We start from the raw sequence: 25,165 nt of genomic DNA on the forward strand, positions 1-25,165 counted from the left end.
GGATGTCAGTTGCAGTGGGAAAGCGGGAATCCGGGGTGGCAACGCCTCAACAAGCCACCGATTTATGCTCCTGGCCGTGTCGCCCCCGGATTCTCACTAACACTGCATCCGGGCTACAAATGCTTGGAAACTGGAACGATTATGCGAACTTCATACACCGAACGCGCGGTACGCATCCTCGGCCCTAAAGGCTGGAGCGCGTTGGCCATCTTTCTGGCGATCATGCTGATCCTGGTGCCAGTGCTGCATTTGCTGGTGCCACCGGGTAGCCCGCTGCACTTGTCGGATTACGCGATTACGTTGTCGGGCAAGATTCTTTGCTACGCCATGGTGGCGGTGGCGATGGACCTGATCTGGGGTTACGCCGGGATTTTGTCGCTGGGCCACGGCCTGTTCTTTGCGCTCGGTGGTTACGGTTTTGGCATGTACCTCATGCGCCAGATCGGGCTGGACGGTAACTACCACAGCCCTCTGCCGGACTTCATGGTGTTTCTGGACTGGAAAACCCTGCCCTGGTACTGGCAAGGCACTGATCACCTGCTGTGGGCGCTGGTGCTGACCATTGCCGTGCCGACGGTGATCGCCGCCATTTTTGGCTACTTTGCATTCCAGAGTCGCATCAAAGGCGTGTATTTCTCCATCATTACCCAGGCGCTGACCTATGCCGCCATGCTGCTGTTTTTCCGCAATGAAACCGGCTTTGGCGGCAACAACGGTTTTACCGATTTCAAGCGCATTGCCGGGTATTCGATCACCGCGCCAGAAACTCGCGTGGTGTTGCTGGGGCTGACTTCGCTGGCGCTGGCGGGCACGCTGGTGCTGGGGCGCTGGCTGGTGACATCGCGTTATGGCCGGGTGCTGGCCGCCACGCGTGACGCCGAATCGCGCGTCATGTTCATCGGCTACAACCCGCTTTGGTACAAGCTGTTTATCTGGACGCTTTCTGCCGCGCTGTGTGGCATTGCCGGGGCGCTGTATGTGCCGCAAGTGGGCATCATCAACCCGTCGGAGATGTCGCCAGCGGCATCGATCGAAATTGCCATCTGGGTGGCCGTGGGTGGGCGCGGTACCTTGATTGGCGCGGTGATTGGTGCGGTGGCAGTGAGTCTGGCCAAGAGCTGGTTTACGGTGTCCTTTCCGCAATACTGGCTGTTCTTCCTCGGCTTTCTGTTCATTCTGGTCACGCTGTTTTTGCCGGAAGGTCTGGTTGGCTTGTACAAGCGCATCGTCGCCCGTCTTAAACACAAAGACACCGCCAATACCGAAACCGTATTTACGCCGGAACCGGAAACTATTAGTCCACCCGTTGCCGCATCCGTTGTTTCCACGGCACCAACAGCCAAACCCACGCTAACCGGGGAGAGCGCAGCATGATCACCGTGGCCAGCGGTACCGAACTTGAACAACGCCCGCAATGGGCTGACGCCAGCGCCGGGCAATCGCGTGCGGTGGTGCCGGGCGAACTGGATATCGCTCACGGCGTGATGCTCTATCTGGACGACATCACCGTGAGTTTTGATGGCTTCAAGGCGCTGAACAAACTCAGCCTGCATATCGACGTGGGCGAGCTGCGCTGCATTATCGGTCCCAACGGCGCGGGCAAAACCACCATGATGGATGTCATCACCGGCAAAACGCGCCCGGACAGCGGCAAGGCGTTCTTTGGCCAGACGCTGGACCTGACCCGCCTCAAGGAACCCGAAATCGCCCACGCCGGGATTGGCCGCAAGTTCCAGAAACCGACGGTATTCGAGAACCACACGGTGTTCGAAAACCTGGAACTGGCGATGAAAACGGACAAGCGCGTGCGCAAGAGTCTGTTCTTCAAGCTCGATAGCGAAGCGCATGGCCGCATCGACGCCGTAATGAAGCAAATCCGCCTGGATGCCTTTGCCAATCGCATGGCGGGGCTGTTATCGCACGGCCAGAAACAGTGGCTGGAGATTGGCATGCTGCTGATGCAAGAACCCAAGCTGTTGCTGCTGGATGAACCGGTCGCGGGCATGACCGACGACGAAACCATGCGTACCGCTGAGTTGTTTGTATCACTGGCGGGTCAGCATTCGCTGGTGGTGGTCGAGCACGATATGGCGTTTGTGGAAAAGCTCGGCGGCACCGTTACCGTGCTGCACGAAGGCAGTGTGCTGGCCGAAGGTGATCTGGCGACGGTACAAGCGGATCAGCGGGTGATTGAGGTTTATCTGGGGCGGTAGGTTTTGGCCTTTTTGGTGTATTCGCAGGGTTTGCACGCTTGCGTGCGAACGTGCCCGGCACGACGGTGCGCAATCTGCGCACCCTACATGAAGAGAACAAACATGCTGCAAGTCGAAAACCTGAATCAGTATTACGGTGGCAGTCACATTCTGCGCGGCTTGTCGTTTACCGCAGAACCGGGGCAGATCACCACCTTGCTGGGCCGCAACGGCGTCGGCAAAACTACACTGCTAAAAACGCTCATGGGGCTGGTGCCCGCCAAGACCGGATCGATCCATTTTGGCCCGACCGACATCACCAAGCTGGCCTCATACGACCGCGTAAAAGCCGGTATTGGTTACGTGCCGCAAGGCCGCGAGATTTTCAGTCGACTTTCGGTGGAGGAGAACTTGCGCATGGGTCTGGCCACGCGTCCGGCCCGCACCGAAATCCCGCCACGGATTTTTGAGATGTTTCCGGTGCTCAAGCAAATGATGCGGCGGCGTGGGGGCGATTTGTCTGGCGGCCAACAGCAACAACTGGCTATTGGTCGCGCGCTGGCTATGGGGCCGAAATTGTTGATTCTGGACGAACCGACCGAGGGGATTCAGCCTTCGATTATCAAGGATATTGAACGGGCGATTCGGGCTTTGGCGGAGACGGGTGAGATGGCGATTCTGGTCGTCGAACAGTATTACGACTTTGCCCGGGCGCTGGCGGATCAATACCTGGTGATGGAACGGGGGGAGATTATCCGGCGGGGGAAAGGGTCGGAGATGGATGCGGATGGGGTGAGGGAGTTGTTGTCGGTGTAATCGGGTTTTGGCGTGGGGAGCGCGTTGTGGCATTTGCCTGTGCATTGCCTTCAAAAAGCGGGTTGTTAGTGCCTTCGGCACAAGTAAATGCATTTGATACCCCGGGTATCAAAACATCCACGCCAACGGCGCATAAACTCAGTCCTTCCCAACCCACGTCCATCAGAACTACATAGCTCTGGTCGACTGATCAATCACCCTTCCCGCTTCGCATAAATCGTTGCCATATCTGGCTCATCCAGTTGTCGCACCACCTGCGCCGGGTTCCCCGCCACCAGCGTGCATCTCGCCACATCCTGGCTCACCACCGCGCCCGCCGCGATTACCGCATGATCGCCAATCGTTACCCCCGGGCAAATAATCGCCCCGGCCCCAATCCACACGTTCTCACCAATCGAGATCGGTTTGGCGGTGAAGGCCACTTGCTGACGCTCCCACGGGTCGACCGGGTGGGTGGTGGCGTGGATTTGCACCCAGGGGGCGATCAGGGTGTAGTCGCCGATGCTTACTGGCGCGCCACCGGAGATGGTCAGGCCCTGGTTGATGTAAACTTTTTTCCCCAGCCGGATATTGCGTCCGCCACCCATGAACAGTGGTGGTGTGGCCGTGGCGCCTTCGCATTGGGCGAACATTTGCGGTAGCAGCGCCTGGCTTTCTTCCCAACTCAGGGCCGGATTATTGAACTGGCGCAGCAAGTCCTTGGTGCGCGCCCAGCTGTCGTCGCGGCTGATGTCTTCAAACTGGGTCGGGATGGATTTGGCGGCCATGCTGGCGTGCTCTTTGATCTGGAAACAAGAGCTTAAACCAGTGGCATGAAGCCGCTGCGTAATCCGGCAATTTCGGCTAACGCAGCGGCCAATGGGGCGGGATTAACGCTCGCTCAATGCTTTGCGCATGCGCTTGAGTGCTTCTTGCAAAGTGGATAGCGGGCAGCCGAAATTGAGCCGCACAAAGCCACGCAGGCCAAAATCCACGCCATCCGACAAACCAACGCCCGCCGCTTCAAAGAACTGGAACGGGTTGTCGATGCCGGTAGCGCGGCAGTCAATCCAGGCCAGATAGGTGGCCTCTGGCCGGGTAACACGTACGCCTTCAAAGCCATCCAGCTCGCTCATCACCAGATCACGGTTACGCCGCAGCACGTCCAGCAGCTCGGCGCGCCAAGGGCCGCCATCGCGGTAGGCGGCTTCGCAAGCCACATAACCGAACAGATTGGTGTGCGGCACGATGCCACGCATCACATCGGTAAAGCGCTTGCGTAGTTCCGGATTGGCGATGATGGCAAACGACGCGCCCAGCCCTGGCACATTCCACGTTTTGGATGGCGCCATCAACGTGATGGTGCGCTGGGCCATTTCGGGCGAGAGGGCGGCAAAGGGCACATGCTTGAGTTCTTTATCCAGGATGAGATCGCAGTGGATTTCATCGCTGACCACGGTCAGATCGTGCCGTTCGGCCACTGCGGCCAGTTGCTGCAGCTCTTCGGTGCGCCACACGCGCCCGACCGGGTTGTGTGGGTGGCACAGCATCAGCGTGTTCTGGCCAGGCCCCAGGCTGGAGACCAGCCGATCAATATCCCACGCCCAGTGAGTACCGTCGGCACGGTCGGCCTCCAGTAGCGGCACGCGTACCAGCGGGCGTTGTGACAATACCGGTGCGCTCATGAACGGTGGATAGACCGGCGTGGCGGTCAATACTGGATCATGTGCACCGCCGGTGGCGCGGCAGGCCACATTCAGACCAACCACCAGCCCCGGCAGCGGCACCAGCCATTCTGGCGAGATCTGCCAGTTATATTCGCGGACCATGGCGTTCACCAGTGTCATCACCAGTTCTGGCGTGGCTTCCGGATAGCCGAAAACGCCGTGTTCCAGCCGCTCGCGCAGCGCATCAATGATGGCGGGCGGTGAGGGGAAATCCATATCGGCCACCCATAGCGGCAGCACATCCTTGCCCGCATATTTGCGCCATTTGTTGCTGTCGCTCTGGCTGCGGTCTACAACTTTGTCGAAATCGAACATGGTGGTTCCTGGTTTTGGATGGTGCACGATCCGGTCATTTCTTTTTGCTCACGCGCAAAACGCCCGCCATGACCACGGCGGCGCCCAGCCATTGTAACGGTGTCAGGCGTTCATCCAGCACCAGCATGCCGAGGAATATCGTCAATATCGGGCCAATGCTGCCAATAATGGCGGCGCGCGGGGCACCAATGCGGGCCATTGCGGCAGCCATGGCGTAGATCGGGAAAACCGTTGCGACCAGCGCGATGACCGCTGCGTATATCCATACCGGCGTGGGCACCGCCAAAGCGCTGACCGGATGGGTAACCAGGAAATGCGTCACCATCGCCACGGCCGATACTGTCAGCGCGCCTTCGGTAAAGCGCATGGCACCAATGCGCGCAATCACCGCCGGGCTCCAGGTCAGATATAGCGCATAGCTGACGGTGCTCAGAAACACCAGCAAGATGCCGCTCCAGGCGGCGTGCGCATTGCGCAGATCCGGTATCAGCACCAGCAGCATGCCCAGATAAGACAGCACCAGCGCCCCTCCCACGCGGCGGGTTATCGGCGTTTTGGCAAACCACGCCGAAAACAGCACGGTGAAGGTGGGATATAAAAACAGGATCAATCGTTCCAGGCTGGCGCTAACGGTGACCAGCCCCAGAAAGTCGAACAGGCTGGAGAGGTAATATCCCAGCAGCCCCAGCAAGATCAGCCACAGGCGGTCGCGCCAGGCTAGCGGCGGGCCATCATCACGCCGTGCCAGTTTGATCAGCCAGAACATGGGCAAGGCGAGAACCAGCCGCAATGTCAGCAGCGTGATGGCATCAACCGGATAGCGATAAGCCAGTTTGACGAAAATGGCTTTGGAGGCAAAACCAACGGCAGCGGTGAGCGCCAGGATCACGCCGAGGCGAAAACCTGGTGCGGTGGAGGGTGCTTCAGACATTACGGTTCCTTGTCATAGTCGGGGCAAGGTCCGGCAAGGGAATAAGTGGGAGAGTTGCGTCTTGCTGATCGTATCCACCGCCGGGCCTGGAGTAACCCTGCGGTGGCAAACAGGCATCACCGCCGGGAGGACGAGGTCCACCACAGGAGGTGCCAATGAAAAACGGTATGAGTGAATGTGGGTTTCATGGGCTGAAAACTAGCATGTCGATTGCATGCGCGTCCATGAGGTCGCGGCTGGTCAGCGCGTTTCAGACTGCATTTGCGCCACCATGGCCTCAATCAAACGGCGGGCGATGCTGGCGCGCATCGGCAGATCGGGCAGTTTATCCAGCGTGTACCACTGCGCATCTTCAATCTCGTCGGGCTGGCAGACTATGTCGCCACCGGCGTAGTCCGCCATAAAGGCCAGCATTAGCGAATGCGGGAACGGCCAGCTTTGGCTATCAAACCAGCGCAGGTTTTTCACCTGAAGGCCGACTTCTTCCATCACCTCACGGTGGATAGTGTCTTCGCAGGATTCTCCCGCTTCCACAAACCCGGCCAACGCACTGTATACGCCAGGTTTGAAATGCGGCGAACGGGCTAACAGCAACTCGTTACCACGGCGGATCAACACCATCACCGCGGGCGAAACACGCGGGTAATGGCGATGTCCACAACTGGGGCAGGCGCGGGCCGGTTCGCGTTCGGCTACTTGCGTGGGCGTGCCGCAGACACCGCAAAAACGATGTTCTCTATCCCAACTGGCAATTTGTTTACCACGGGTGGCGATCCAGAAATCGGCTTCATCCATTTGCCCGTAAACAGCACGCAGATTATGGCGTGCCAGTCCCGACGGCACGCCCGTGTTTTCTGGCCAGAACAACAGGCGGCAAGGCTGGCCTTCGCGATGGCCGATCAGGTAGTCCAGCGCCGGGGCGCCCAGTTGTTCCTGGACGGTCGTGGTGGCCGGTAACTGGTTGGTGCTATCCAGCAGCAGTTCGTCGCCAATAAAGGCGAAGCAGCGGGCGTGGATGTCTGCACAGAAGGAGGCGAAAGCGGGGGCGAAGATGGATAGCGGCATGGCCAATATCATACCCTTGGACGAGACGTTTTTTTCATGACGCTGTTATGGCGCCGACGGCTGTGCTGGGGAAGACCACCTTGAGTCGAACCTGATTGAGAAGCTGCAGAGAAATTCGCAAAAATATTGTTTGCCACTGTCAACCGCCAGTAAAAACGCCGCGTTATTACCGTGCGGGCGGCGAGAGTCGCTCGTGTGCGGTTGACAACGCTCAGTTGCCTTTTGGCACGAGCTTTAGGGCACCTGTTTGATACAGGTGCCTTTTTTCTTTTTGGCCGCCGTTCTGGCCGCCAGCCCGCTCAAAGCTTTTGCTGGATGAAGTCCCATTCGGCGCGCGTTACAGGCGTAATCGACAAGCGATTACCGCGCTGCAAAACCTGCATTTCAGCCAGTTCAGGATAGCTTCGCATCTCGGTCAGTTCCAGCAGGCGCGTCTTTTTGACGAACTTGACATCCACTTGCACCCAACGTGGGTTTTCCTGGCTGGATTTCGGGTCAAAATACTTTGATTTCGCGTCAAACTGGGTAGGGTCCGGATACGCTGGCGTGGTCACTTCAGCGATCCCGGCAATGCCTGGTTGCGGGCAACTGGAATGATAAAACAGCACCTGATCGCCCGGCTGCATGCCGTCTCGCATGAAATTGCGTGCCTGATAATTGCGCACGCCAAACCAGCCCAGCACGCCATCGCGCGCCAGATGATCAATGCCGGCTTCGTCGGGTTCGGACTTCATCAGCCAGTAACGGGTGGGGTTTGATTTGTTCATGCGCGCAACGTATCCCAAACAAGTTTCGCCAGCAACACCAGCGCCAGAGTCAGAAATAGACGGCGAATCCACAGATTGCCACCTTTGAGCGCCATGCGGCTGCCGACCTGGGCGCCCGCAACGTTCGCTACCGCCATCGGGATGGCGTAACCGTAGATCACCGCGCCGACAGGGATGAACGACACCAGCGCCGCCAGGTTGGTGGCCAGATTGACCACTTTGGCCGAGGCCGAGGCCCGCAGAAAATCAAAGTGGAAAAACCGCACAAACAAAAAGATCAGGAAAGAGCCGGTCCCTGGCCCGAAAAAACCATCGTAGAAGCCGATCACCGCGCCAATGGCCAGCCCGATATACAGATCGCGCCGAGTCAGTGGCCGTCCGGCGTCCTGGGTACCAAAGGCGGGTCTGATCCATGTGTAAACCAGCATGACCAGCAACAGCACAATGACCAGCGGGCGCACCCAGTGTTTATCCAGTAGCTGGATCATGCTGGCGCCGCCGTACGAACCCACAAACGCCGCCACGGCACAGGGCAGCAACAGATGCCAGTCCAGCTTTACCTGCCTGGCGTAGCGCCAGGTGGCCGAACCCGTGCCCATGATCGAGGCAAACTTGTTGGTGCCCATGAGCGTGGCGGGTGAGGTATTGGGCAGGATGGCAAACAGGCCCGGTACCTGGATTAATCCACCGCCACCGACGGCTGCGTCGATCATGCCTGCGACGAAGGAAAGCGGGATCAGCAGGAGCAGGGTGCTGGTGAGGATCATGATGGGGCGTGGTTGCGGGGGAAAGGTGTGAGGATGCCAGTTGTGAAGGGGTGGGGGTATGCTGCGTTTCCCGAACGCGGGAGGATTAGTCGGCATTGGCGGGGTGTTAGTGCCTTCGGCACGATGTGAAAAGCTTTTGATACCCGGTGGTGACCGGGAGCACGTTTCTTTTCTTTGCGTCGCCAAAGAAAAGAAACCAAAAGAAAGGCGACCCGGGCGCAAGCGCCGACGGGACCCAAGATCAAAAGCCGTGCCCCTCGGGGGTACCCCCACAACGATGCAGAATGCTTCGAATGCAGGTTGCAGGGGGAAACGAACAGACTGTTGACCAGCCACCTTTGCGCGCCTCCGGCGTTCCCTCGGTCGGCGTGATTGGACGCTTTGTTTGCCCGGAAAAGCTTCGTAGCCCGGATGAAGCGAAGCGAGAATCCGGGGTGGGAATGCGTCAACGGCCCTCTGCGCAAGGTTTCACCAATGGCTCCTGCTTTGCCGCCTCCCCTCACTTGCCCAACTCGCCGCGCTCCACAATAAAAAAGGGCGGTCGCCTATCGCGCCGCCATTTTTTCGATCCAATCACTTCGCCCCAATCAACTACGCAACATCTGCAACAACACGTTGTACTGGTGCGAAAGCTCGCTGTCGCTGCTGCGCTGGGCTTCAATGGTGCGGCAGGCGTGCAAAACGGTGGTGTGATCGCGCCCGCCGAAGGCATCACCAATCGCCGGCAGCGACATTGGCGTGAGTTCTTTGGTCAACGACATGGCAATCTGGCGCGGGCGGGCGATGTCGCGGGTGCGCTTTTTGGAATGCATGTCGGCGATCTTGATCTTGTAAAAATCCGCTACGGTCTTCTGGATGTTCTCAACCGTAATTTGGCGGTTACCGGACGCCAGAATGTCGCGCAGTGCCTCTTTGGCCGCTTCCAGAGTCAGTGACTGATTGGTAAAGCGCGCATACGCCAGCACGCGCTTAAGCGCGCCTTCCAGCTCGCGTACGTTGGAACGGATGTGTTTGGCGATAAAGAACGCCACGGTCGAGTCGAGTTTGAAATTCTCGCGCTCGGCTTTCATCATCAGAATGGCCACGCGCATTTCCAGTTCTGGTGGCTCGATCGCCACCGTCAAACCCCAGGAGAAACGCGACACCAGCCGATCCTGCAAACCATCGATTTCTTTCGGGTAACGGTCCGACGTGATGATGATTTGTTTGTGGCCTTCGACCAGCGCATTGAAGGCGTAGAAGAACTCTTCCTGGGTTTTGTCTTTGCCGACAAAAAACTGGATATCGTCGATCAGCAGCAGATCCAGCGAGTGGTAGTAGCGTTTGAACTCATCAAATGACTTGTGCTGATAAGCGCGCACCACGTCGGCCACGTACTTCTCGGCGTGGATATAACGAATCTTGGCGCCAGGGTTGCGCTGATGTACCGCGTTGCCAATCGCTTGAATCAAGTGAGTTTTACCCAAGCCAACACCACCGTACACGAACAGCGGGTTGTAGCTCACTCCGGGGTTTTCGGCCACTTGTTGTGCAGCGGCGCGCGCCAGTTGGTTGGCTTTACCGGTGACCAGCGTTTCAAAGGTGAAGCTGGGGTTCAGCCGCGTGGTTTCATGATGGGTCGAGCCCATCTGGATGGCGCCCGGGCGATGTTGCTGCACCGGGGCGGGGGACTGGCTGGCTGAACTGGACTGGCTTTGCGGTGCCGGGGATACCGGGCGACCGGTAGAAACAGGCGGCGGCGGAGCCTTGCGTGGGATATTGCCCACTTTGAGCGAGATGGCGGCGATGCCACCTTCGAAAAACGGGCTGGCGGATTCTTCAATCACGCCCAGATAACGGTCACGGATGAACTGCAGGAAAATCTGGTTGGGAACGATCAGGTTCAGGCTGTCACCAGCGACTTCTGCGACCAGCGGCTTGATCCAGATGCGAAACTGGTCGGCGCCCAGACGTGTTTCCAGTTCGTTCAGGCAATGAGACCAGCAGTTTTCCAGTGCAGACATGACGACTCTTGTTTTGGTGCCCTAATGTCTGGTCTACCGTGGGGTGACGCCAGGCAACAGCGCGGTAACGCTGGCGGCATGCAACCCGCAACTGGCCACTTGCGTAGACGCCAGTTTCGGTAAAGCCCGGTTCGGACTGATTTTTGTGGATCGGTCGGATTCTACGCGCAATGCGGGGACTTATCCACAGGGCCTGTGGGTAGCGCTTATCTATTTATGTTGACAATTTAAGAGCTTAACTGTGTAATTGATGGTTTACTCCAGATTTTTTGCAGGGATCTATCATGAAGCGTACTTTCCAACCTTCCGTTATCAAGCGCAAACGCAATCACGGCTTTCGCGCACGTATGGCAACCCGTGGTGGTCGTGCAGTTCTGCGCGCTCGTCGCTCACGTGGCCGCGCTGTTCTTTCCGCTTAATTTTCAGCGGGTGCGTCCGGTATGTCGGGCGCCACAAGATATCGCTTTACGCGGGCTCAGCGCCTTCTGAAAACGGATGAGTTCTCATCCGTTTTTAGTTTGCGCAACGCAGTCAGCAACGTGCATTTCCAGGTATTGGCCAAACCCAATGCACTGGGACAGGCACGGCTTGGCCTGGTGGTAGGGAAACGAACCGACAACCGGGCAGTGGTACGCAATTACATCAAGCGCACCATACGCGAAACATTCCGCCTGAATGCCCAGGCGCTCAATGGCCTGGATCTGGTTGTGCGTTCACGCCAGGCTTTTGGCCGTTCAGAGCGCGTTGCGGTTCGGGCTGAACTGCTTGAACTGTTTGCCCGGATACGGCGGCGATGTCCCGTCTGATGATCTTTCTGCTGCAAACCTACCGTTACACGTTGAGTCCTTTGCTCGGCGCGCGCTGCCGTTTCTCACCCAGCTGTTCACAATATGCGATCGAAGCTATTGCGAAATATGGCGCAGTGAAAGGCGGGTGGCTTACAATGCGCCGTCTTGCCCGCTGTCATCCTTGGGGCGGTCACGGTCACGACCCGGTTCCTTAACCCGGCTCCTTAATTTCCGAGTACACGATGGATACCCGCAGACTAATTCTGTTCATCGCGATTTCGTTCGGCATCCTCTTCTTCTGGCAGAAGTGGATGGAGCATCGATATCCGCAGACTTCCAATCCGGCTTTGACTGCCAGCGCACCTGCGTCTGGTACTCCTGCCACCACCCCGGGCGCTGCTCCGCAAGATGCTGCTTCGCTGGCCAAAGGTCAGCGCATCAAGGTAACTACTGATCTGTTCGCGGCTGAAATCGACACGGCCGGTGGCGATCTGCGCCAACTGCAATTGCTCAAGCACGGCGCGCTGGATAACAGCAAGCAGCCGTTCACCTTGCTGCAAGACAGCGGTGCGCACACCTACGTGGCGCAAACCGGCCTGATCGGTGATGGCTTGCCGACACACAAGACCACCTTCACTGCCAGCCAGAACGCCTACGCCTTGGCCGACGGTCAGAACAAAGTGGATGTACGGCTTGAAGCTGCTGGCCCGGATGGCGTGAAGGTTGCCAAGATTTACACCTTCACCCGGGACAGCTACGTCATCAACGTGAGTTACGAGATCGTCAATGGCGGCACCAAGCCACTGACCACTTCCGCGTACTTCCGTCTGTTGCGTGATGGCAAATCGGCTGACGCTGCATCCAGCACCCCGAGCATGTTCGGCGGCGCGCATACCTTTACTGGTCCGGCGGTGTATACCGATAGCGGTAAGTTCCAGAAGGTGGATTTCAGCAAGCTGGACAAGGGCGAAGCCACTTACGTGCAAAGCGCGAAAGACGGCTGGGTTGCGATGATCCAGCATTACTTTGCCAGTGCATGGATCATGTCGCCGCTGGATCAGCCTTCGTCATGCGGCGCCACGTCGTGTCGTTACGATCTGAAGAAGCTGCCAGACGGTTTGTACTCCGCTGGTGCGATTGTTGATCTGCCTGCCATTGCGCCGGGTGCGAAGAAAGACCTGACGGTTGAGTTGTATGCCGGCCCGCAAGAAACGGCCATCATCGACCATATCGCTCCGGGCTTTGACCTGATCAAGGACTACGGCATTTTCACCGTGTTCTCCAAACCAATCTTCTGGGTGCTGGATCATATCCACAAGGTCGTTGGTAACTGGGGCTGGTCGATCATTCTGCTGACCATGCTGATCAAGGCGTTGTTCTTCCCGCTGGCCGCCAAGAGCTATCGCTCCATGGCCAAGATGCGCAAGCTGGCACCGCGCATGGAACAACTGAAAGAGCGTCATGGCGACGACAAGGTGAAGTTCCAGCAAGCCACGATGGAACTGTACAAGACCGAGAAAGTGAACCCATTGGGCGGATGTCTGCCGATGCTGGTGCAGATTCCGATCTTCATCTCGCTGTACTGGGCCTTGCTGGCTGCGGTTGAACTGCGCCAGGCACCATGGATTCTGTGGATCCACGATCTGTCGGTGAAAGACCCGTACTACGTCTTGCCGGTCTTGATGACCATCTCGATGTACGTGCAAACCTTGCTCAGCCCGCCACCGCCGGACCCGATGCAAGCCAAGATGATGAAGATCATGCCGTTGGCATTCAGCGTGTTCTTCTTCTTCTTCCCGGCCGGTCTGGTGATTTACTGGGTGGTGAACAACTGCTTGTCGATTGCCCAGCAGTACTACATTACCCGGCAGATTGAAAAGCAGGATCAAGTAGTCAAGGCTTGAACTGACTCAGGTCGCTGGTAATTGGTAATAAAAAAAAGCCGCCTTAACCGGGCGGCTTTTTTACGTCTGATATTTACTCAAACGAACATCACATCCGTACTCCAAGCCGGTACGTCGTCACCTGGCGATAAATCTTGCCGGGCCGCAGAATGACTTGTTCGGCTTCTTCACTGTTGATCTGGTTGGGAAAAGCCTGCGCTTCCAGGCACAAGCCATCTTGCGCGTGCCACGGGCGGCGACCCTCCAGGCCATCCAGATAATTGCCCGTGTACAACTGGATGCCGCGTTCGGTGGTCGCCACGGCCATTTCGCGGCCGCTGGTGGGGTCGTAGACAGTGGCGACTTCGCGCAACTTGCCTGCATCCCCATTCAACACGTAACAATGATCAAACCCGCGAGCCAAGGCCAGTTGCGCGTCCGGCCAATCCAGCCGTGAACCAATCGGCGCGGGTGTGCGGAAATCAAATGCGGTACCCGCCACCGGCTTTTGCTCAACCGGAATGGATTCGGCATCAATGGCGAGGAATGCATCAGCATCCATAGACAGCAAATGTCCGCGAATATCCGATTCGCCGCCAGACAGATTGAAATAAGCGTGATTGGTCAGATTGATCGGCGTGGCGATATCGGTGGCGGCGGCATAGGCAATGGTCAGCGTGCCGGTGTCGTCCAGCCGGTAATCCACTTCCACCCGCAGGTTGCCAGGAAAACCACCGGCGCCATCGGGCGAGATCAACGACAAGCGCAGCGAATCCAGCGATACATGTGCCTGCCAGCGCTGGTTATGAAAACCGGCATTGCCGCCATGCAGGTGATTGTTACCTTCGTTGGCATCCAGCGGATATTCATTGCCATCGATATTGCAGCGCGCGCCTTTGATGCGGTTGGCCCAGCGGCCCGCCACGCTGCCAAAGAAGCCATTGCCACGAATGTAGCCAGCGGCGTCGGGATAACCCAACAACACATCGGCCATGCGACCAGAGCGATCCGGAGCAAACCAGGATACCAGTGATGCACCGATATCAGTCACCACCACCCGCATGTCGTGGGAATTGCGCAGGGTATACAGGCTCGCGCCGCCATCCCAAGGGGCGGTTTGAATGGGCAAAATGGACATGCAATCTCCGGGAAAACTTGTTTTTGTACCGTCCAGGATAAAGACGGGCAGGTCTGAACGGCTGGGACCAGCGTAAGGGCCGGTCCTGTCGTTCACTTGATGAGGCAAAGTTTACGCGTCCACCGTGGCTGGGGTATGGAGCCACGCATGGACATAGCGGTTAAATCGATTGGCAGCATCTAACCGGCTTGGTTACTGAATAAGCACCGGCGGCGCGCCGCGCGCATCCACACTGCGGTCATAAAACTCGCGTGGCGTGCAGCCCAGTTCGCGTTTGAAGACTGCATGCAGATATTGCAACGAGGTAAAGCCGCAACGCACGGCGATCTCGCTGGTCGGCAATTCGCCAGCCAGCAGCATTTCGCGGGCTTTTTCCAGCTTGAATAACAATATTTCCTGGTGCACGGTGTAGCCCAGTTCGCGGCGGAAATAGCTTTCCAGCGATGAGCGTGATACGCCCACATAATCGGCCACCTGTTCGGTCTTGATGCCCTGGCAGGCGTACTGGCGAATGTAATGGCGGGCGCGCATCACGTACGGACTGGACAGCGGCTGGTACTGGCTTGATGCCAATACATTGATACCTACCGGCGGCACCAGAATGCGGGTCTCGCCCAAACGGGCACCGTGCAGCATCTGGTGCAGCATGTGCGCGGCGGTGCGGCCCATTTCTTCTGCGCCCTGAGCGACCGAGCTGAGTGGAATACGGTTGAGCGTGCGGGTGAGTGGATCGTTATCAATGCCGATAATCGAGACTTCTTCCGGCACGGCAATTCCCGCTGACAAACACGCCTGTAATAGATGGCGGGCGCGGGCATCGGTGACTGCGATCACGCCTACTGGTTTTGGCAGGCTTTTAAGCCATGCGGCCAGTTGCTCGCTGGCACTGCTCCAGCCGGTTGGCGACGTGGCCAGACCGCGATGGATTTCAGCCTCTTTACCCACCAGCTTGCTGAACGCTTTTTCGCGTTCTTGCGCCCAGCGGTTAATGGACGATTCGGGCAGGCTGTACAGGGCGAAGCGTTCCAGCCCGACGTCGATCAAATGGTCGTGCGCCAGCTTGATCAGTTTGAGATTGTCGGTTGCCACGTACGGCACGCCGCGCGGGTAGTCGGCTTCATTTTGATAAGAGCTACCGACAGCCACTACCGGCAACGGGCTTTTGGCCAAGGCCTCGGCTACGGCCGGGTCATCAAAATCGGCAATGATGCCGTCGCCTTGCCAGTTTTCCAGGCCATTGAGCCGGCAGCGGAAATCTTCTTCCAGAAACAGATCCCATGCCACGCGGGTCGAGCCCAAGTATTCGCCAATGCCGGTGATGACCTGGCGGTCATAAATCTTGTTGGCATTGAACAGCAAGGCAATGCGATGCGGTGCTTTGCCGTGATTAGGCTGCGCTGGCGTGGTGTGGATCATTACTGAGTTCCCGAAAATCACAAATCAGTGTGGCAATGCGCACCGTTTATGTGCAAAACACCCGGAATAACACGTTTTAAAACAATGTAGCGATTGTAGTGCGCGCCGCATCGGTGCGCAGCAGCTTGCCAAAAAACGGCAACCGCACTGGCCGATTTCGTAATTGTGGGTAGCCGACTACAAAGCCTAGCATTCCCGGCGTCAATCATCCGTTTTCTGGAGTTCCGCCATGGCCGAAGTTTTTGCCAACATCAGCAAGGTCCGTTACGAAGGCCCTGAGTCTGACAACCTGTTTGCGTTTCGTCATTACAACCCGGATGAAGTCATCTTGGGCAAAACCATGGCGGAGCATCTGCGCATTGCCGTGTGTTACTGGCATACCTTCTGCTGGCCGGGTTCGGACGTATTCGGCCCCGGTGTGTTCGAGCGCCCATGGTTCAAGAGCGGCGACGCCATCAGCGTGGCACGCGGCAAGGCCGACGCCGCGTTCGAACTGTTCTCCAAGTTATCCGTACCGTTTTATACCTTCCACGACAACGATGTAGTCAGCGAAGGCAAATCGATCCGCGAATATGTGGAAAACCTCGCACACATGGTGGATTACCTGGAGCAAAAGCAGTCTGAAACCGGCGTGAAGCTGCTGTGGGGTACGGCCAATGCATTCAGCAATCCACGCTATGCCGCCGGTGCTGCCACCAATCCGAATCCGGAAGTCTTCGCCTACGCTGCCACTCAAGTATTCAACGCCATGGGCGCGACGCATCGTCTGGGCGGCGCCAACTACGTGCTGTGGGGTGGCCGTGAAGGCTACGAAACATTGCTCAACACCGACCTGAAACGCGAGCGGGCACAACTGGGCCGCTTTATGCAGATGGTGGTAGAGCACAAATACAAGCTGGGTTTTGGCGGCACCATCCTGATCGAACCCAAGCCGCAAGAACCGACCAAACATCAGTACGACTACGATACCGCTACCGTGTATGGCTTTCTCAAGGACTTCGGCCTGGAGAAAGAAATCAAGGTCAACATCGAAGCCAACCACGCCACGCTGGCAGGCCATTCATTCCAGCACGAGATTGCCACGGCAGTGTCGCTGGGTGTGATGGGTTCCATCGATGCCAACCGTGGCGATCCGCAAAACGGCTGGGATACCGACCAGTTCCCTAACAGCGTTGAAGAAATCACCCTGGCTATTTACGAGATTCTGAAAGGCGGCGGCTTCAAGAACGGTGGCTTTAACTTTGATGCCAAGGTGCGCCGTCAAAGCTCAGATCTGGATGACTTGTTCCTCGGCCATATCGGCGGCATGGACGTCCTGGCGCTGGGCCTGAAGCGCGCGGCCAAGATGATCGAAAACGACAAACTGGCCCAGTTCAAAGCCCAACGTTATGCCGGCTGGGACGGCGAGTTTGGCCGCGGCGTACTGGCCGGCGAGAAAACCCTGGCCGATGTGGCGCAATGGGCGGTTGCCCAGAACATTGATCCCAAGCACGTCAGTGGTCGCCAGGAGCATCTGGAGAACGTCGTTAACCGTTACATCTACGGTTAATACATCGTCCGGGCCCTGCCCGTCGTGACCCCATGCGCGACGGCGCGGGCCAGGAAACACGTCCTGTTCCGGCTAACGGACACGGATGTGTGTTGTCTGGTCGGCGTTTGCTGACTCTCCTCGCCCGCTGTGAGCCGCATCTGTAGCTGATGCGACGATACAACGGCTTTATGGCGCTGCGGACCCGAACCTCGCAGCGCCATTTCTTTGCACGTTGGCCTTTATCAATTGATTACAAATGGAATTTCATGGTGAAAAAACGTCATGAGCTTCGGCAGATTTTGTAATTGTAAGAAGCTGACTACAGGAAGAATCTTGCGGCCAGTATCACAAAACGCATAAAACGCACATTTATGGTGCAAAGCAACACGGGGTCATGATGTTTATTGGAATTGATCTGGGTACGTCCAGCCTGAAAGCCATTTTGCTTGATCGCCAAGGCGTCGTTCGCGCCAGCGCCAGTGCGCCGCTGGAGGTCTCTCGTCCGCAAGCGTTATGGTCAGAGCAATCGCCTGCCGATTGGTGGGCCGCTTGTGAAGCCGCCGTGCCGCAACTGTTGCAGCTAGCCCGTGAGCAAGGCATTGCTGCCAGCGATATCGAAGCCATTGGCCTGACTGGGCAAATGCACGGCGCCACTTTGCTTGACGACCAGGGCCAAGTACTGCGTCCGGCCATTTTATGGAACGATGGCCGCGCGTTTGCCGAATGTGCCGAGCTGGAACGCCGCGTACCTGAATCCCGTGCGATCACCGGCAATCTGATGATGCCCGGTTTCACCGCTCCCAAATTGCTGTGGGTTGCCCGCCATGAGCCGGCCGTGTTTGCCCAGGTCGCCATGGTGCTGCTGCCCAAGGATTACCTGCGTTACCAACTGAGCGGCAATTTCGCCAGCGATCTATCTGACGCCGCTGGCACGCTGTGGCTGGATGTGGGGCAACGTGACTGGAGTGACGAACTGCTGGTCGCCACCGGGCTCACCCGCCGTCATATGCCGCGTCTGTATGAAGGCAACCAGGTTACCGGTCATCTCAAGCCCGAACTGGCCGCCCGTTGGGGTTTGCGGACCATTCCGATTGTGGCTGGCGCTAGCGATAACGCCGCTGGTGCAATTGGCGTCGGCATTGTCGCGCCAGGCCAGGCAATGCTGTCGCTAGGGACCTCCGGCGTTTACTTTGCCGCATCTGATGGCTTTAACGCCAACCCGCAACGCGCCGTCCACAGTTTTTGCCATGCCCTGCCCGAAACCTGGCACCTGATGTCAGTAATGCTGAGCGCTGCGGCTTGTCTGGATTTCACCGCGCAACTGACGGGCTATGCCGACGTCCCGGCTTTGCTTGCCGCTGCGGAACGTCTCACGCTGGACGAGCGTACTCCCACCTTCCTGCCTTATCTGTCGGGTGAGCGGACGCCCCATAACAACCCGGCGGCGCAAGGCGTGTTCTTTGGGTTGACCGGCGCCACCACTCCGGCCGATATTGCCAATGCCACGCTCGAAGGCGTTGCTTTTGGTCTGGCGGATGGCGTTGAGGCGCTGGAATCCACCGGCGTGGTGCCGAACGAAATCACCGTAATAGGTGGTGGTTCACGCAGTGCGTATTGGGTACAGATGCTGGCCGACGTGCTGGGTCGCCCGCTGGTATGCCGCTCCGGCGGTGAAGTGGGTCCGGCACTGGGTGCCGCCCGGCTGGCCCATCTGGCGATGGACCCGCAAGCCAGCGTGGCCAAAGTTTGCCCTGTGCCCGAAATCATTGGCCGTTACCAGCCCGATGCGGCTCGTAGCGTCTGGCTGCGCGAGCAACGCCGCCCGCGTTTCAGCCAGTTGTATCAGCAAGTCGAATCTTTGTTCTGACCTGGTGCAGTTGCCACCAGTTTGCTGCAAGCCCCGACGCAGATCGGGGTGGTAAGAGGAAATACGAAGCGTTGTTCACTGTGCGGTGATCGCACATTTCAAACAATAAACGTTCTACGAAATACCTCAGGAGCCATCGATGAAAGCCAAACTGATTACGACCCTGCTAGCCACCGCCACCACTTCCGTTCTGATGTTTGCCGCGCCTGTTGCCCAGGCCAGCAAAGACAAGCCAGTGATCGGCTTTTCGATTGATGACCTGCGCGTCGAGCGCTGGGCTCGCGATCGCGACTATTTCATCGCTGCTGCTGAAAAGCTCGGCGCCAAGGTTTACGTGCAATCGGCCGATGCCAGCGAGCAACGGCAGATTTCGCAAATCGAAAACCTGATCTCGCGTGGCGTGGATGCCATCGTGATCGTGCCGTTCAACGGCAAAGTGCTGACCAACACCATTCGGGAAGCCAAGAAAGCGGGCATCAAGGTCATTTCTTATGACCGCCTGATTTCGGATGCCGACATCGATGCCTACATCACCTTCGACAACACCAAAGTGGGTGAAATGCAGGCCGAAGGCGTGCTGAAGATGAAGAACAAGGGCAACTTCTACCTGTTGGGCGGCTCACCGACCGACAACAACGCCCGCATGCTGCGTGATGGCCAGATGAAGGTGCTCAAGCCGTATATCGACAAGGGCGACATCAAGATTGTCGGTTCGCAGTGGGTTGCCGAGTGGAGCCCGCAAAAGGCGCTGACCATTGTGGAAGACGCGCTGACTGCCAACCAGAACAAGATCGACGCCATCGTCGCTTCCAATGACGGTACTGCGGGTGGCGCCATTCAGGCGCTGGCTGCACAAAAACTGGCCGGTATCGTACCGGTTTCCGGTCAGGATGCCGATCTGGCTGCCGTTAAACGCGTGATCGCCGGTACCCAGGCCATGACCGTTTACAAGCCGCTGCGTCTGATTGCCACTGAAGCCGCCCAATTGTCGGTCAACCTGGTGCAGGACAAGCCGGTGAAATATGACACTCAGCTTGATAACGGCGTGAAGAAGGTCAACACCATCCTGCTCAAGCCAACCATGCTGACCAAGGAAAACGCGGCAGATGTCGTAGTGAAAGACAACTTCTATACCCAGGCGCAATTGTCCGCGCAGTAAGCCTTACCAGCATGACGCAGGGTGGATGCGCTGCAAGCTGTTCACCCTGCGTATGTTCAATATGCAATGCATGTGGGAAACACGATGTCTGATTTCCTGATGGAAATGCGCAATATCCGCAAGTCGTTTTCGGGCGTGAAAGCGCTTGATGGCATTGATTTGCGTATCCGCGCAGGTGAGTGTGTTGGCTTGTGCGGTGAAAACGGCGCGGGTAAATCCACCCTGATGAAAGTGCTGTCCGCGGTGTATCCGCACGGTAGCTGGGAAGGCGAGATCCTCTGGCAAGGTCAACCCTTGCAGGCACAGACGATCAAGGAAACCGAAGAAGCCGGCATCGTCATCATCCACCAGGAATTGATGCTGGTGCCCGAGTTGTCGGTGACTGAGAACATCTTTCTGGGCAATGAAATCACCTTGCCGGGCGGGCGCATGAATTACGCCGCCATGCACCAGCGCGCTCAGGCTTTGATGGCCGAGCTGGAAATGCCGCAAGTGAACGTAGCGTTGCCGGTCTACAACTACGGCGGCGGCCAGCAGCAACTGGTGGAAATTGCCAAGGCACTGAACAAAAAAGCCAAATTACTGATTCTGGATGAGCCGTCATCGTCGCTCACCACCTCTGAAATCAAGGTGCTGCTGAACATCATCAAGGCGCTCAAAGCCAAGGGTGTGGCGTGCGTGTACATCTCGCACAAACTGGATGAAGTGGCCGAGATTTGCGACACCGTAACGGTCATCCGCGATGGCACGCATGTGGCCACGCAGCCGATGGCTTCGCTCACCGTTGACCGCATTATCTCGATGATGGTCGGGCGCGATATCGCCAATCTGTACCCGCGCGAACCGCACGAAATTGGCGACGAAGTGGTGCTGCAGGTGCAGAACGTCACCTGTTACGACGTGACCAATCCGGCGCGGCGCAAAGTCAAAAATGTGTCTTTCGAACTGCGCCGTGGCGAGATTCTGGGTGTGGCCGGGCTGGTCGGCGCCGGGCGCACTGAACTGGTTTCGACGCTGTTTGGCGCGTATCGCGGCAAGCATGACGCCACCGTCAAACTGCACGGCAAAGTGATTGATGTGTCTTCGCCGATCAAGGCCATCCGCCATGGCATCTGCATGGTGCCGGAAGACCGCAAGCAGCATGGCATCGTGCCGGAATTCGGCGTGGGCTGGAATATTTCGCTGCCGGTGCTGGGCAAGTATTCGCACAGCGGGCGCATTGATAAAAGCGAAGAGCTACAAACGGTCATGCAGGAAATCGGCAGGCTGAAGATCAAAACGGCCAGTCCGCATCTGAAGATCACCGGTTTGTCTGGCGGCAACCAGCAAAAGGTGGTGCTGGCCAAAATGCTGCAGCCCAAGCCGGACATCCTGATTCTGGATGAGCCCACGCGCGGTGTGGATGTCGGCGCCAAATATGAAATCTACAAACTGATGTTTGAACTGGCGCGCCAGGGCATCAGCATCATCATGGTTTCCAGCGAACTGGCCGAGGTGCTGGGCGTGAGTGATCGGGTGCTGGTGATGGGCGAGGGCGAGTTGCGTGGCGATTTCGTCAACGATGGCCTGACCCAGGAACAAGTGCTGGCCGCCGCGTTGACGCCACTGGCGCAGCAAGCTGCGGCATCGGCCAATTCAAACAGTGCCGCGCCGGTCGCGGCCTGAACCGGTTACAAGAACAGGGAGCTTCAAACATGAAAACCGGCACACTCGCCGCCGACAACGGATTGTCGGGTAACAACGCCAGCCGCGGTGGCTTTCCCGGCATCAAGCAGATTTTCAGCCAGAACAAGATACTGGCGCTGCTGATTGCCATTGCGGTGATCTGGGCCTTCTTTGCCTGGAAGACCGAAGGCGGCTATTTGACCGCACGCAATTTGTCCAACCTGCTGCGGCAGATGTCGATTACCGGCATGCTCGCCAGCGCCATGGTGTTCGTCATCATTGCTGGTGAAATCGACTTGTCGGTGGGCTCGTTGCTGGGCTTGCTCGGCGGCATCGCCGCCGTGCTGGATGTGACCTACCACATGCCACTGGCGGCCAACCTGGCCATCGTCTGCGGGCTGGGTCTGCTGGTTGGTTTGTTCAATGGTTACTGGGCGGCTTACCTGCGGGTCCCTTCGTTTATTGTGGGTCTGGGCGGCATGCTGGCATTTCGTGGCGTGCTGCTGGGGGTTACCGGCGGCACCACGATTGCGCCGGTGTCTGACCAGCTGGTGTATCTGGGCCAGGGTTATCTGCCGCTGTTGTGGGGTGATCTGCTGGGCGTGTTGCTGTTTGTGGTCGCGGGCATCATTACCTGGCGCGCACGTCTGAACCACGCCCGCTACGGTTTGCCAGTGGCGCCGCTGTGGCGCGATATCGCCAAGGTGATCGCCGCCGGTGTGTTGATCTTCGGCTTTGTGCGCACGCTCAACGCTTATGACGGCATTCCGATTCCGGTGTTGCTGCTGATGGTGTTGCTCGCTGTGTTTACCTATATGGCCACGCAAACGGTGTTCGGCCGCCGCATCTACGCCGTGGGCAGCAATATGGAAGCCACGCGTTTGTCTGGCGTGAATGTGCGCGGCGTGAAGCTGGCCATCTTCGGCATCATGGGGCTGATGTGCGCGTTTGCCGGCGTGGTGAATACCGCACGGCTGGCCGCTGGCTCGCCTTCGGCCGGTTCGATGGGCGAACTGGATGCCATTGCCGCATGTTTCATTGGCGGTACCTCCATGCGTGGCGGCGTCGGCACCGTGCATGGTGCGCTGATCGGTGCGCTGGTCATGGCTAGCCTGGATAACGGCATGTCCATGCTTGACGTGGATTCGTTCTGGCAAATGATCGTCAAAGGCGCGATCTTGCTGCTGGCGGTGTGGATCGACGTGATTTCGCGCTCCGGCTCACGCTAGACCGGTTTTGGACTAGCCCGGCCGTCGTGGCCACAACAAGCGCGGGGCAGCAATGCCAAGGGTGAGTGACAGCAAGATCATCACCGCCCGGATGGCGCTGACCCCCGCTTCAGTCAGCAACACCCCGCCTTCAGTCGGCACTTTCAACAATGCGATATGCAGCAGCGCTTGCACTGCGTGATACATCGACGTGCCAGGCACCATCGGAATGGCGGCGCTGATGGCATAAACCGCGCTGATCTGGCGGGTACGCTGCGCCAGCCATTGTCCGGCAAAGCCCAAAAAAAGCGCGGCAAACAAGGTGGCGATGACCAGATCAATACCCCACAGCACCAGCAAACTGCGCAAGCCGTGGGCGAGCACGGCCAGCAAACAGCAAGCGGGCAGCACCCGCGGCGGCACGTTGAACAGCAGCGCGAAACCCAAGGCGGCGGGCGCGGCCCACAATTCCAGTAACCAGGCGTTCATGATCCGGTCACCCGCAACGCCAGGCTCATGCCCAGGGCGATACCCAGTATGAACACGGCGCTCATGGTCAGTCGCACGTTGCCGTTCAGGTAATTGCCACTGAGCAAATCACTCATGCCGTTGATGAGCGGCACACCGGGGATCAGAAACAGCACGCAAGCGGCCAGTGCGGCATCGGGTGTGGCGGTTAAATGGCGCAACGCCCCAACGATCAGCGTGGCAACGAAAGCGCTGACCGTGGCAAAGATCAGCGGCTGGAAATGGCGCGCGGCCAGCCATTGGCGCAGCAACATGCCCAAACTGCTGCCCAGTGCGGTAATCGCAATGGCCATTAGATCGCCATGAAACAACGCCGCGAAACCGCCGCAGGCCAGCCCGACCAGCCCTGCCACCAGCCATTGCGGGTAATGCCGTGGCCAGCCTTCAATCTGTAGCAGCAGCATATGAAAAGCATCGCGGGCGATGCGGCCGGATTCGAGCGCGCTGATGGCGTGCTCAACCGCATTGAGCGCCCGGAAATTCACGCCCATATGCGGTGCCTTGCGTAGCGCCGTCTCACGCAGGCTACCGTGTTCAACGGTCAGCCCCAGATTGAGCGAAGACACCACCGTATCGGCGCGCTGTGCCCCCAACGCCAGCGCAGCGCGCTGCATGACGTTGCTGGTTCGTGCAGTATCTCCACCGCAGCTGTGCGCAATCAGGCCCGCAAGTAGTGCGATGTCGGTGAGGGTGGCCAGATTGGCCGGAGTCATTGAGTCAGGAGCAGTCATGCCCCCATTTTAGAGGTCGCCAATGCGGTTTGCCGTTGTCGCCGCACAAACCGCCACGCCAGCAGCAGGCCCAGCAAAATGGCGTAGATCAAAGGTTGGGTGATGTCGCGCTTCACCAGCCACCAGTAATGCAGGACGCCCAGTGTGGCAATCACATAAATCAGCTTGTGCAGGCGGGCCCAGTTGCGTTTAAGCCGCCGGACCATCTTGTCGGTCGACGTTACTGCCAGCGGAATCAACAATACAAAGGCCAGGAAACCGACGGTGATGAAAGGGCGTTTGACGATATCGCGCAGAATCTGGTGGAAATCAAAAAAGTGATCCAGCACCAGCCACGTCAAAAAGTGCATGCACACGTAAAAGAACGCATACAGGCCCAACATGCGCCGGAACCGGATCAGCTCGTTTCTTCCCGTGATCTGACGCAATGGGGTGATGGTGAGGGTGATCAGCAGAAAATTGAGCGTCCATGTCCCGGTCTGGTGGGTGATGAACTCGATCGGGTTGATTGCGGTCTGCGCCAGCCACGCGGTGCGTGCCAGCGGAATCAGACAGATAAAAAACAGCGCAATTTTCAGGCGCTTGATGGTCAGGGCAGACATGGTGCGATTCCGGAACGAGTAGCGATATAAGTTTTGTCGTGAATCGGGCAGGTATATGACAAGCCTACACCGGTATAATTACGCGTT

The 25,165-nt window shown here is 58.0% G+C and carries 23 protein-coding genes and 1 pseudogene; 12 read left to right on the plus strand and 12 right to left on the minus strand.

The window, feature by feature from the left end; genetic code table 11:
• Positions 1-141 precede the first annotated feature (141 nt).
• The 3 genes and pseudogenes from urtC to urtE form a co-directional block, all read left to right on the plus strand.
• Positions 142-1,224: pseudogene (gene urtC, locus P4L78_RS20815) on the plus strand (urea ABC transporter permease subunit UrtC); the annotation flags it as partial.
• 146 nt (positions 1,225-1,370) lie between these two features.
• Complete coding sequence (gene urtD / locus P4L78_RS20820) at positions 1,371-2,213, plus strand: urea ABC transporter ATP-binding protein UrtD (protein WP_283147507.1); 843 nt, start codon at positions 1,371-1,373, stop codon at positions 2,211-2,213.
• 102 nt (positions 2,214-2,315) lie between these two features.
• Positions 2,316-3,008 carry an urea ABC transporter ATP-binding subunit UrtE gene (gene urtE, locus P4L78_RS20825; protein ID WP_309330454.1) on the plus strand — a complete coding sequence of 231 codons (693 nt, stop codon included), beginning with the start codon at positions 2,316-2,318 and terminating at the stop codon, positions 3,006-3,008.
• A 194-nt stretch (positions 3,009-3,202) separates the two neighbouring features.
• On the opposite strand, the gene P4L78_RS20830 is transcribed toward urtE, so the two are convergent.
• From P4L78_RS20830 to dnaA, 7 genes are all read right to left on the minus strand, one after another.
• Positions 3,203-3,775: a sugar O-acetyltransferase gene (locus P4L78_RS20830; RefSeq protein ID WP_309330456.1), complete on the minus strand. Its 573-nt coding sequence runs from the start codon at positions 3,773-3,775 to the stop codon at positions 3,203-3,205.
• Positions 3,776-3,877: 102 nt separating this feature from the next.
• Entirely contained in the window at positions 3,878-5,029 is a 1,152-nt protein-coding gene (locus P4L78_RS20835; RefSeq protein ID WP_309330459.1) for a PatB family C-S lyase, read from the minus strand.
• 34 nt (positions 5,030-5,063) lie between these two features.
• Positions 5,064-5,960, minus strand: a complete 897-nt coding sequence (locus P4L78_RS20840; protein WP_309330461.1) for a DMT family transporter — start codon at positions 5,958-5,960, stop codon at positions 5,064-5,066.
• A gap of 240 nt (positions 5,961-6,200) precedes the next feature.
• Positions 6,201-7,025 carry an NAD(+) diphosphatase gene (gene nudC, locus P4L78_RS20845; RefSeq protein WP_283147512.1) on the minus strand — a complete coding sequence of 275 codons (825 nt, stop codon included), beginning with the start codon at positions 7,023-7,025 and terminating at the stop codon, positions 6,201-6,203.
• Between the two features lie 299 nt (positions 7,026-7,324).
• Positions 7,325-7,792: an EVE domain-containing protein gene (locus P4L78_RS20850; protein ID WP_283147513.1), complete on the minus strand. Its 468-nt coding sequence runs from the start codon at positions 7,790-7,792 to the stop codon at positions 7,325-7,327.
• Complete coding sequence (locus P4L78_RS20855) at positions 7,789-8,559, minus strand: TSUP family transporter (RefSeq protein WP_283147514.1); 771 nt, start codon at positions 8,557-8,559, stop codon at positions 7,789-7,791. The genes P4L78_RS20850 and P4L78_RS20855 overlap by 4 nt, the downstream gene beginning before the upstream one ends.
• Positions 8,560-9,146: 587 nt before the next feature.
• Positions 9,147-10,562: a chromosomal replication initiator protein DnaA gene (gene dnaA / locus P4L78_RS20860; protein ID WP_283147515.1), complete on the minus strand. Its 1,416-nt coding sequence runs from the start codon at positions 10,560-10,562 to the stop codon at positions 9,147-9,149.
• A 284-nt stretch (positions 10,563-10,846) separates the two neighbouring features.
• On the opposite strand from dnaA, the gene rpmH reads away from it, so the two are divergent.
• The 4 genes from rpmH to yidC are packed head-to-tail and all read left to right on the plus strand — an operon-like array spanning position 10,847 to position 13,254.
• Positions 10,847-10,981, plus strand: coding sequence for a 50S ribosomal protein L34 (gene rpmH / locus P4L78_RS20865; RefSeq protein WP_283147516.1), 135 nt, complete (start codon positions 10,847-10,849; stop codon positions 10,979-10,981).
• Positions 10,982-11,002: 21 nt separating this feature from the next.
• Positions 11,003-11,368: a ribonuclease P protein component gene (gene rnpA, locus P4L78_RS20870; RefSeq protein WP_283147517.1), complete on the plus strand. Its 366-nt coding sequence runs from the start codon at positions 11,003-11,005 to the stop codon at positions 11,366-11,368.
• Positions 11,356-11,565, plus strand: a complete 210-nt coding sequence (gene yidD / locus P4L78_RS20875; protein WP_283147518.1) for a membrane protein insertion efficiency factor YidD — start codon at positions 11,356-11,358, stop codon at positions 11,563-11,565. Before rnpA ends, yidD begins: the two co-directional genes overlap by 13 nt.
• A 27-nt stretch (positions 11,566-11,592) precedes the next feature.
• Positions 11,593-13,254, plus strand: coding sequence for a membrane protein insertase YidC (gene yidC / locus P4L78_RS20880; RefSeq protein WP_309330466.1), 1,662 nt, complete (start codon positions 11,593-11,595; stop codon positions 13,252-13,254).
• An 88-nt stretch (positions 13,255-13,342) separates the two neighbouring features.
• On the opposite strand, the gene P4L78_RS20885 is transcribed toward yidC, so the two are convergent.
• Both P4L78_RS20885 and P4L78_RS20890 read right to left on the minus strand, forming a co-directional pair.
• Positions 13,343-14,371, minus strand: a complete 1,029-nt coding sequence (locus tag P4L78_RS20885; RefSeq protein WP_283147520.1) for an aldose epimerase family protein — start codon at positions 14,369-14,371, stop codon at positions 13,343-13,345.
• Positions 14,372-14,563: 192 nt separating this feature from the next.
• Positions 14,564-15,787 carry a DNA-binding transcriptional regulator gene (locus P4L78_RS20890; protein ID WP_283147521.1) on the minus strand — a complete coding sequence of 408 codons (1,224 nt, stop codon included), beginning with the start codon at positions 15,785-15,787 and terminating at the stop codon, positions 14,564-14,566.
• A 229-nt stretch (positions 15,788-16,016) separates the two neighbouring features.
• On the opposite strand from P4L78_RS20890, the gene xylA reads away from it, so the two are divergent.
• The 5 genes from xylA (at position 16,017) to P4L78_RS20915 (ending at position 23,238) form a co-directional block, all read left to right on the plus strand.
• Entirely contained in the window at positions 16,017-17,336 is a 1,320-nt protein-coding gene (gene xylA, locus P4L78_RS20895; protein WP_283147522.1) for a xylose isomerase, read from the plus strand.
• A gap of 376 nt (positions 17,337-17,712) precedes the next feature.
• Complete coding sequence (xylB, locus tag P4L78_RS20900; RefSeq protein ID WP_405051582.1) at positions 17,713-19,185, plus strand: xylulokinase; 1,473 nt, start codon at positions 17,713-17,715, stop codon at positions 19,183-19,185.
• Between the two features lie 139 nt (positions 19,186-19,324).
• Complete coding sequence (xylF, locus tag P4L78_RS20905; protein ID WP_283147523.1) at positions 19,325-20,344, plus strand: D-xylose ABC transporter substrate-binding protein; 1,020 nt, start codon at positions 19,325-19,327, stop codon at positions 20,342-20,344.
• An 84-nt stretch (positions 20,345-20,428) separates the two neighbouring features.
• Complete coding sequence (gene xylG / locus P4L78_RS20910) at positions 20,429-22,009, plus strand: D-xylose ABC transporter ATP-binding protein (protein ID WP_309330469.1); 1,581 nt, start codon at positions 20,429-20,431, stop codon at positions 22,007-22,009.
• A 29-nt stretch (positions 22,010-22,038) separates the two neighbouring features.
• Positions 22,039-23,238, plus strand: a complete 1,200-nt coding sequence (locus P4L78_RS20915; protein ID WP_283147525.1) for a sugar ABC transporter permease — start codon at positions 22,039-22,041, stop codon at positions 23,236-23,238.
• Positions 23,239-23,250: 12 nt separating this feature from the next.
• Here P4L78_RS20915 and P4L78_RS20920 read toward each other — a convergent pair whose 3' ends face one another.
• From P4L78_RS20920 to P4L78_RS20930, 3 genes are read right to left on the minus strand one after another with little or no spacing between them, the layout of a single operon-like run.
• Complete coding sequence (locus tag P4L78_RS20920) at positions 23,251-23,706, minus strand: threonine/serine exporter family protein (protein ID WP_283147526.1); 456 nt, start codon at positions 23,704-23,706, stop codon at positions 23,251-23,253.
• Positions 23,703-24,476 (minus strand): threonine/serine exporter family protein, encoded by a 774-nt coding sequence (locus tag P4L78_RS20925; RefSeq protein ID WP_283147527.1) that lies wholly within the window; start codon positions 24,474-24,476, stop codon positions 23,703-23,705. The genes P4L78_RS20920 and P4L78_RS20925 overlap by 4 nt, the downstream gene beginning before the upstream one ends.
• Positions 24,473-25,078: a protein-methionine-sulfoxide reductase heme-binding subunit MsrQ gene (locus tag P4L78_RS20930; RefSeq protein WP_309330471.1), complete on the minus strand. Its 606-nt coding sequence runs from the start codon at positions 25,076-25,078 to the stop codon at positions 24,473-24,475. The genes P4L78_RS20925 and P4L78_RS20930 overlap by 4 nt, the downstream gene beginning before the upstream one ends.
• Positions 25,079-25,165: the final 87 nt, after the last annotated feature.

Source organism: Silvimonas sp. (assembly GCF_031291215.1).
Taxonomy (GTDB): domain Bacteria; phylum Pseudomonadota; class Gammaproteobacteria; order Burkholderiales; family Chitinibacteraceae; genus Silvimonas; species Silvimonas soli.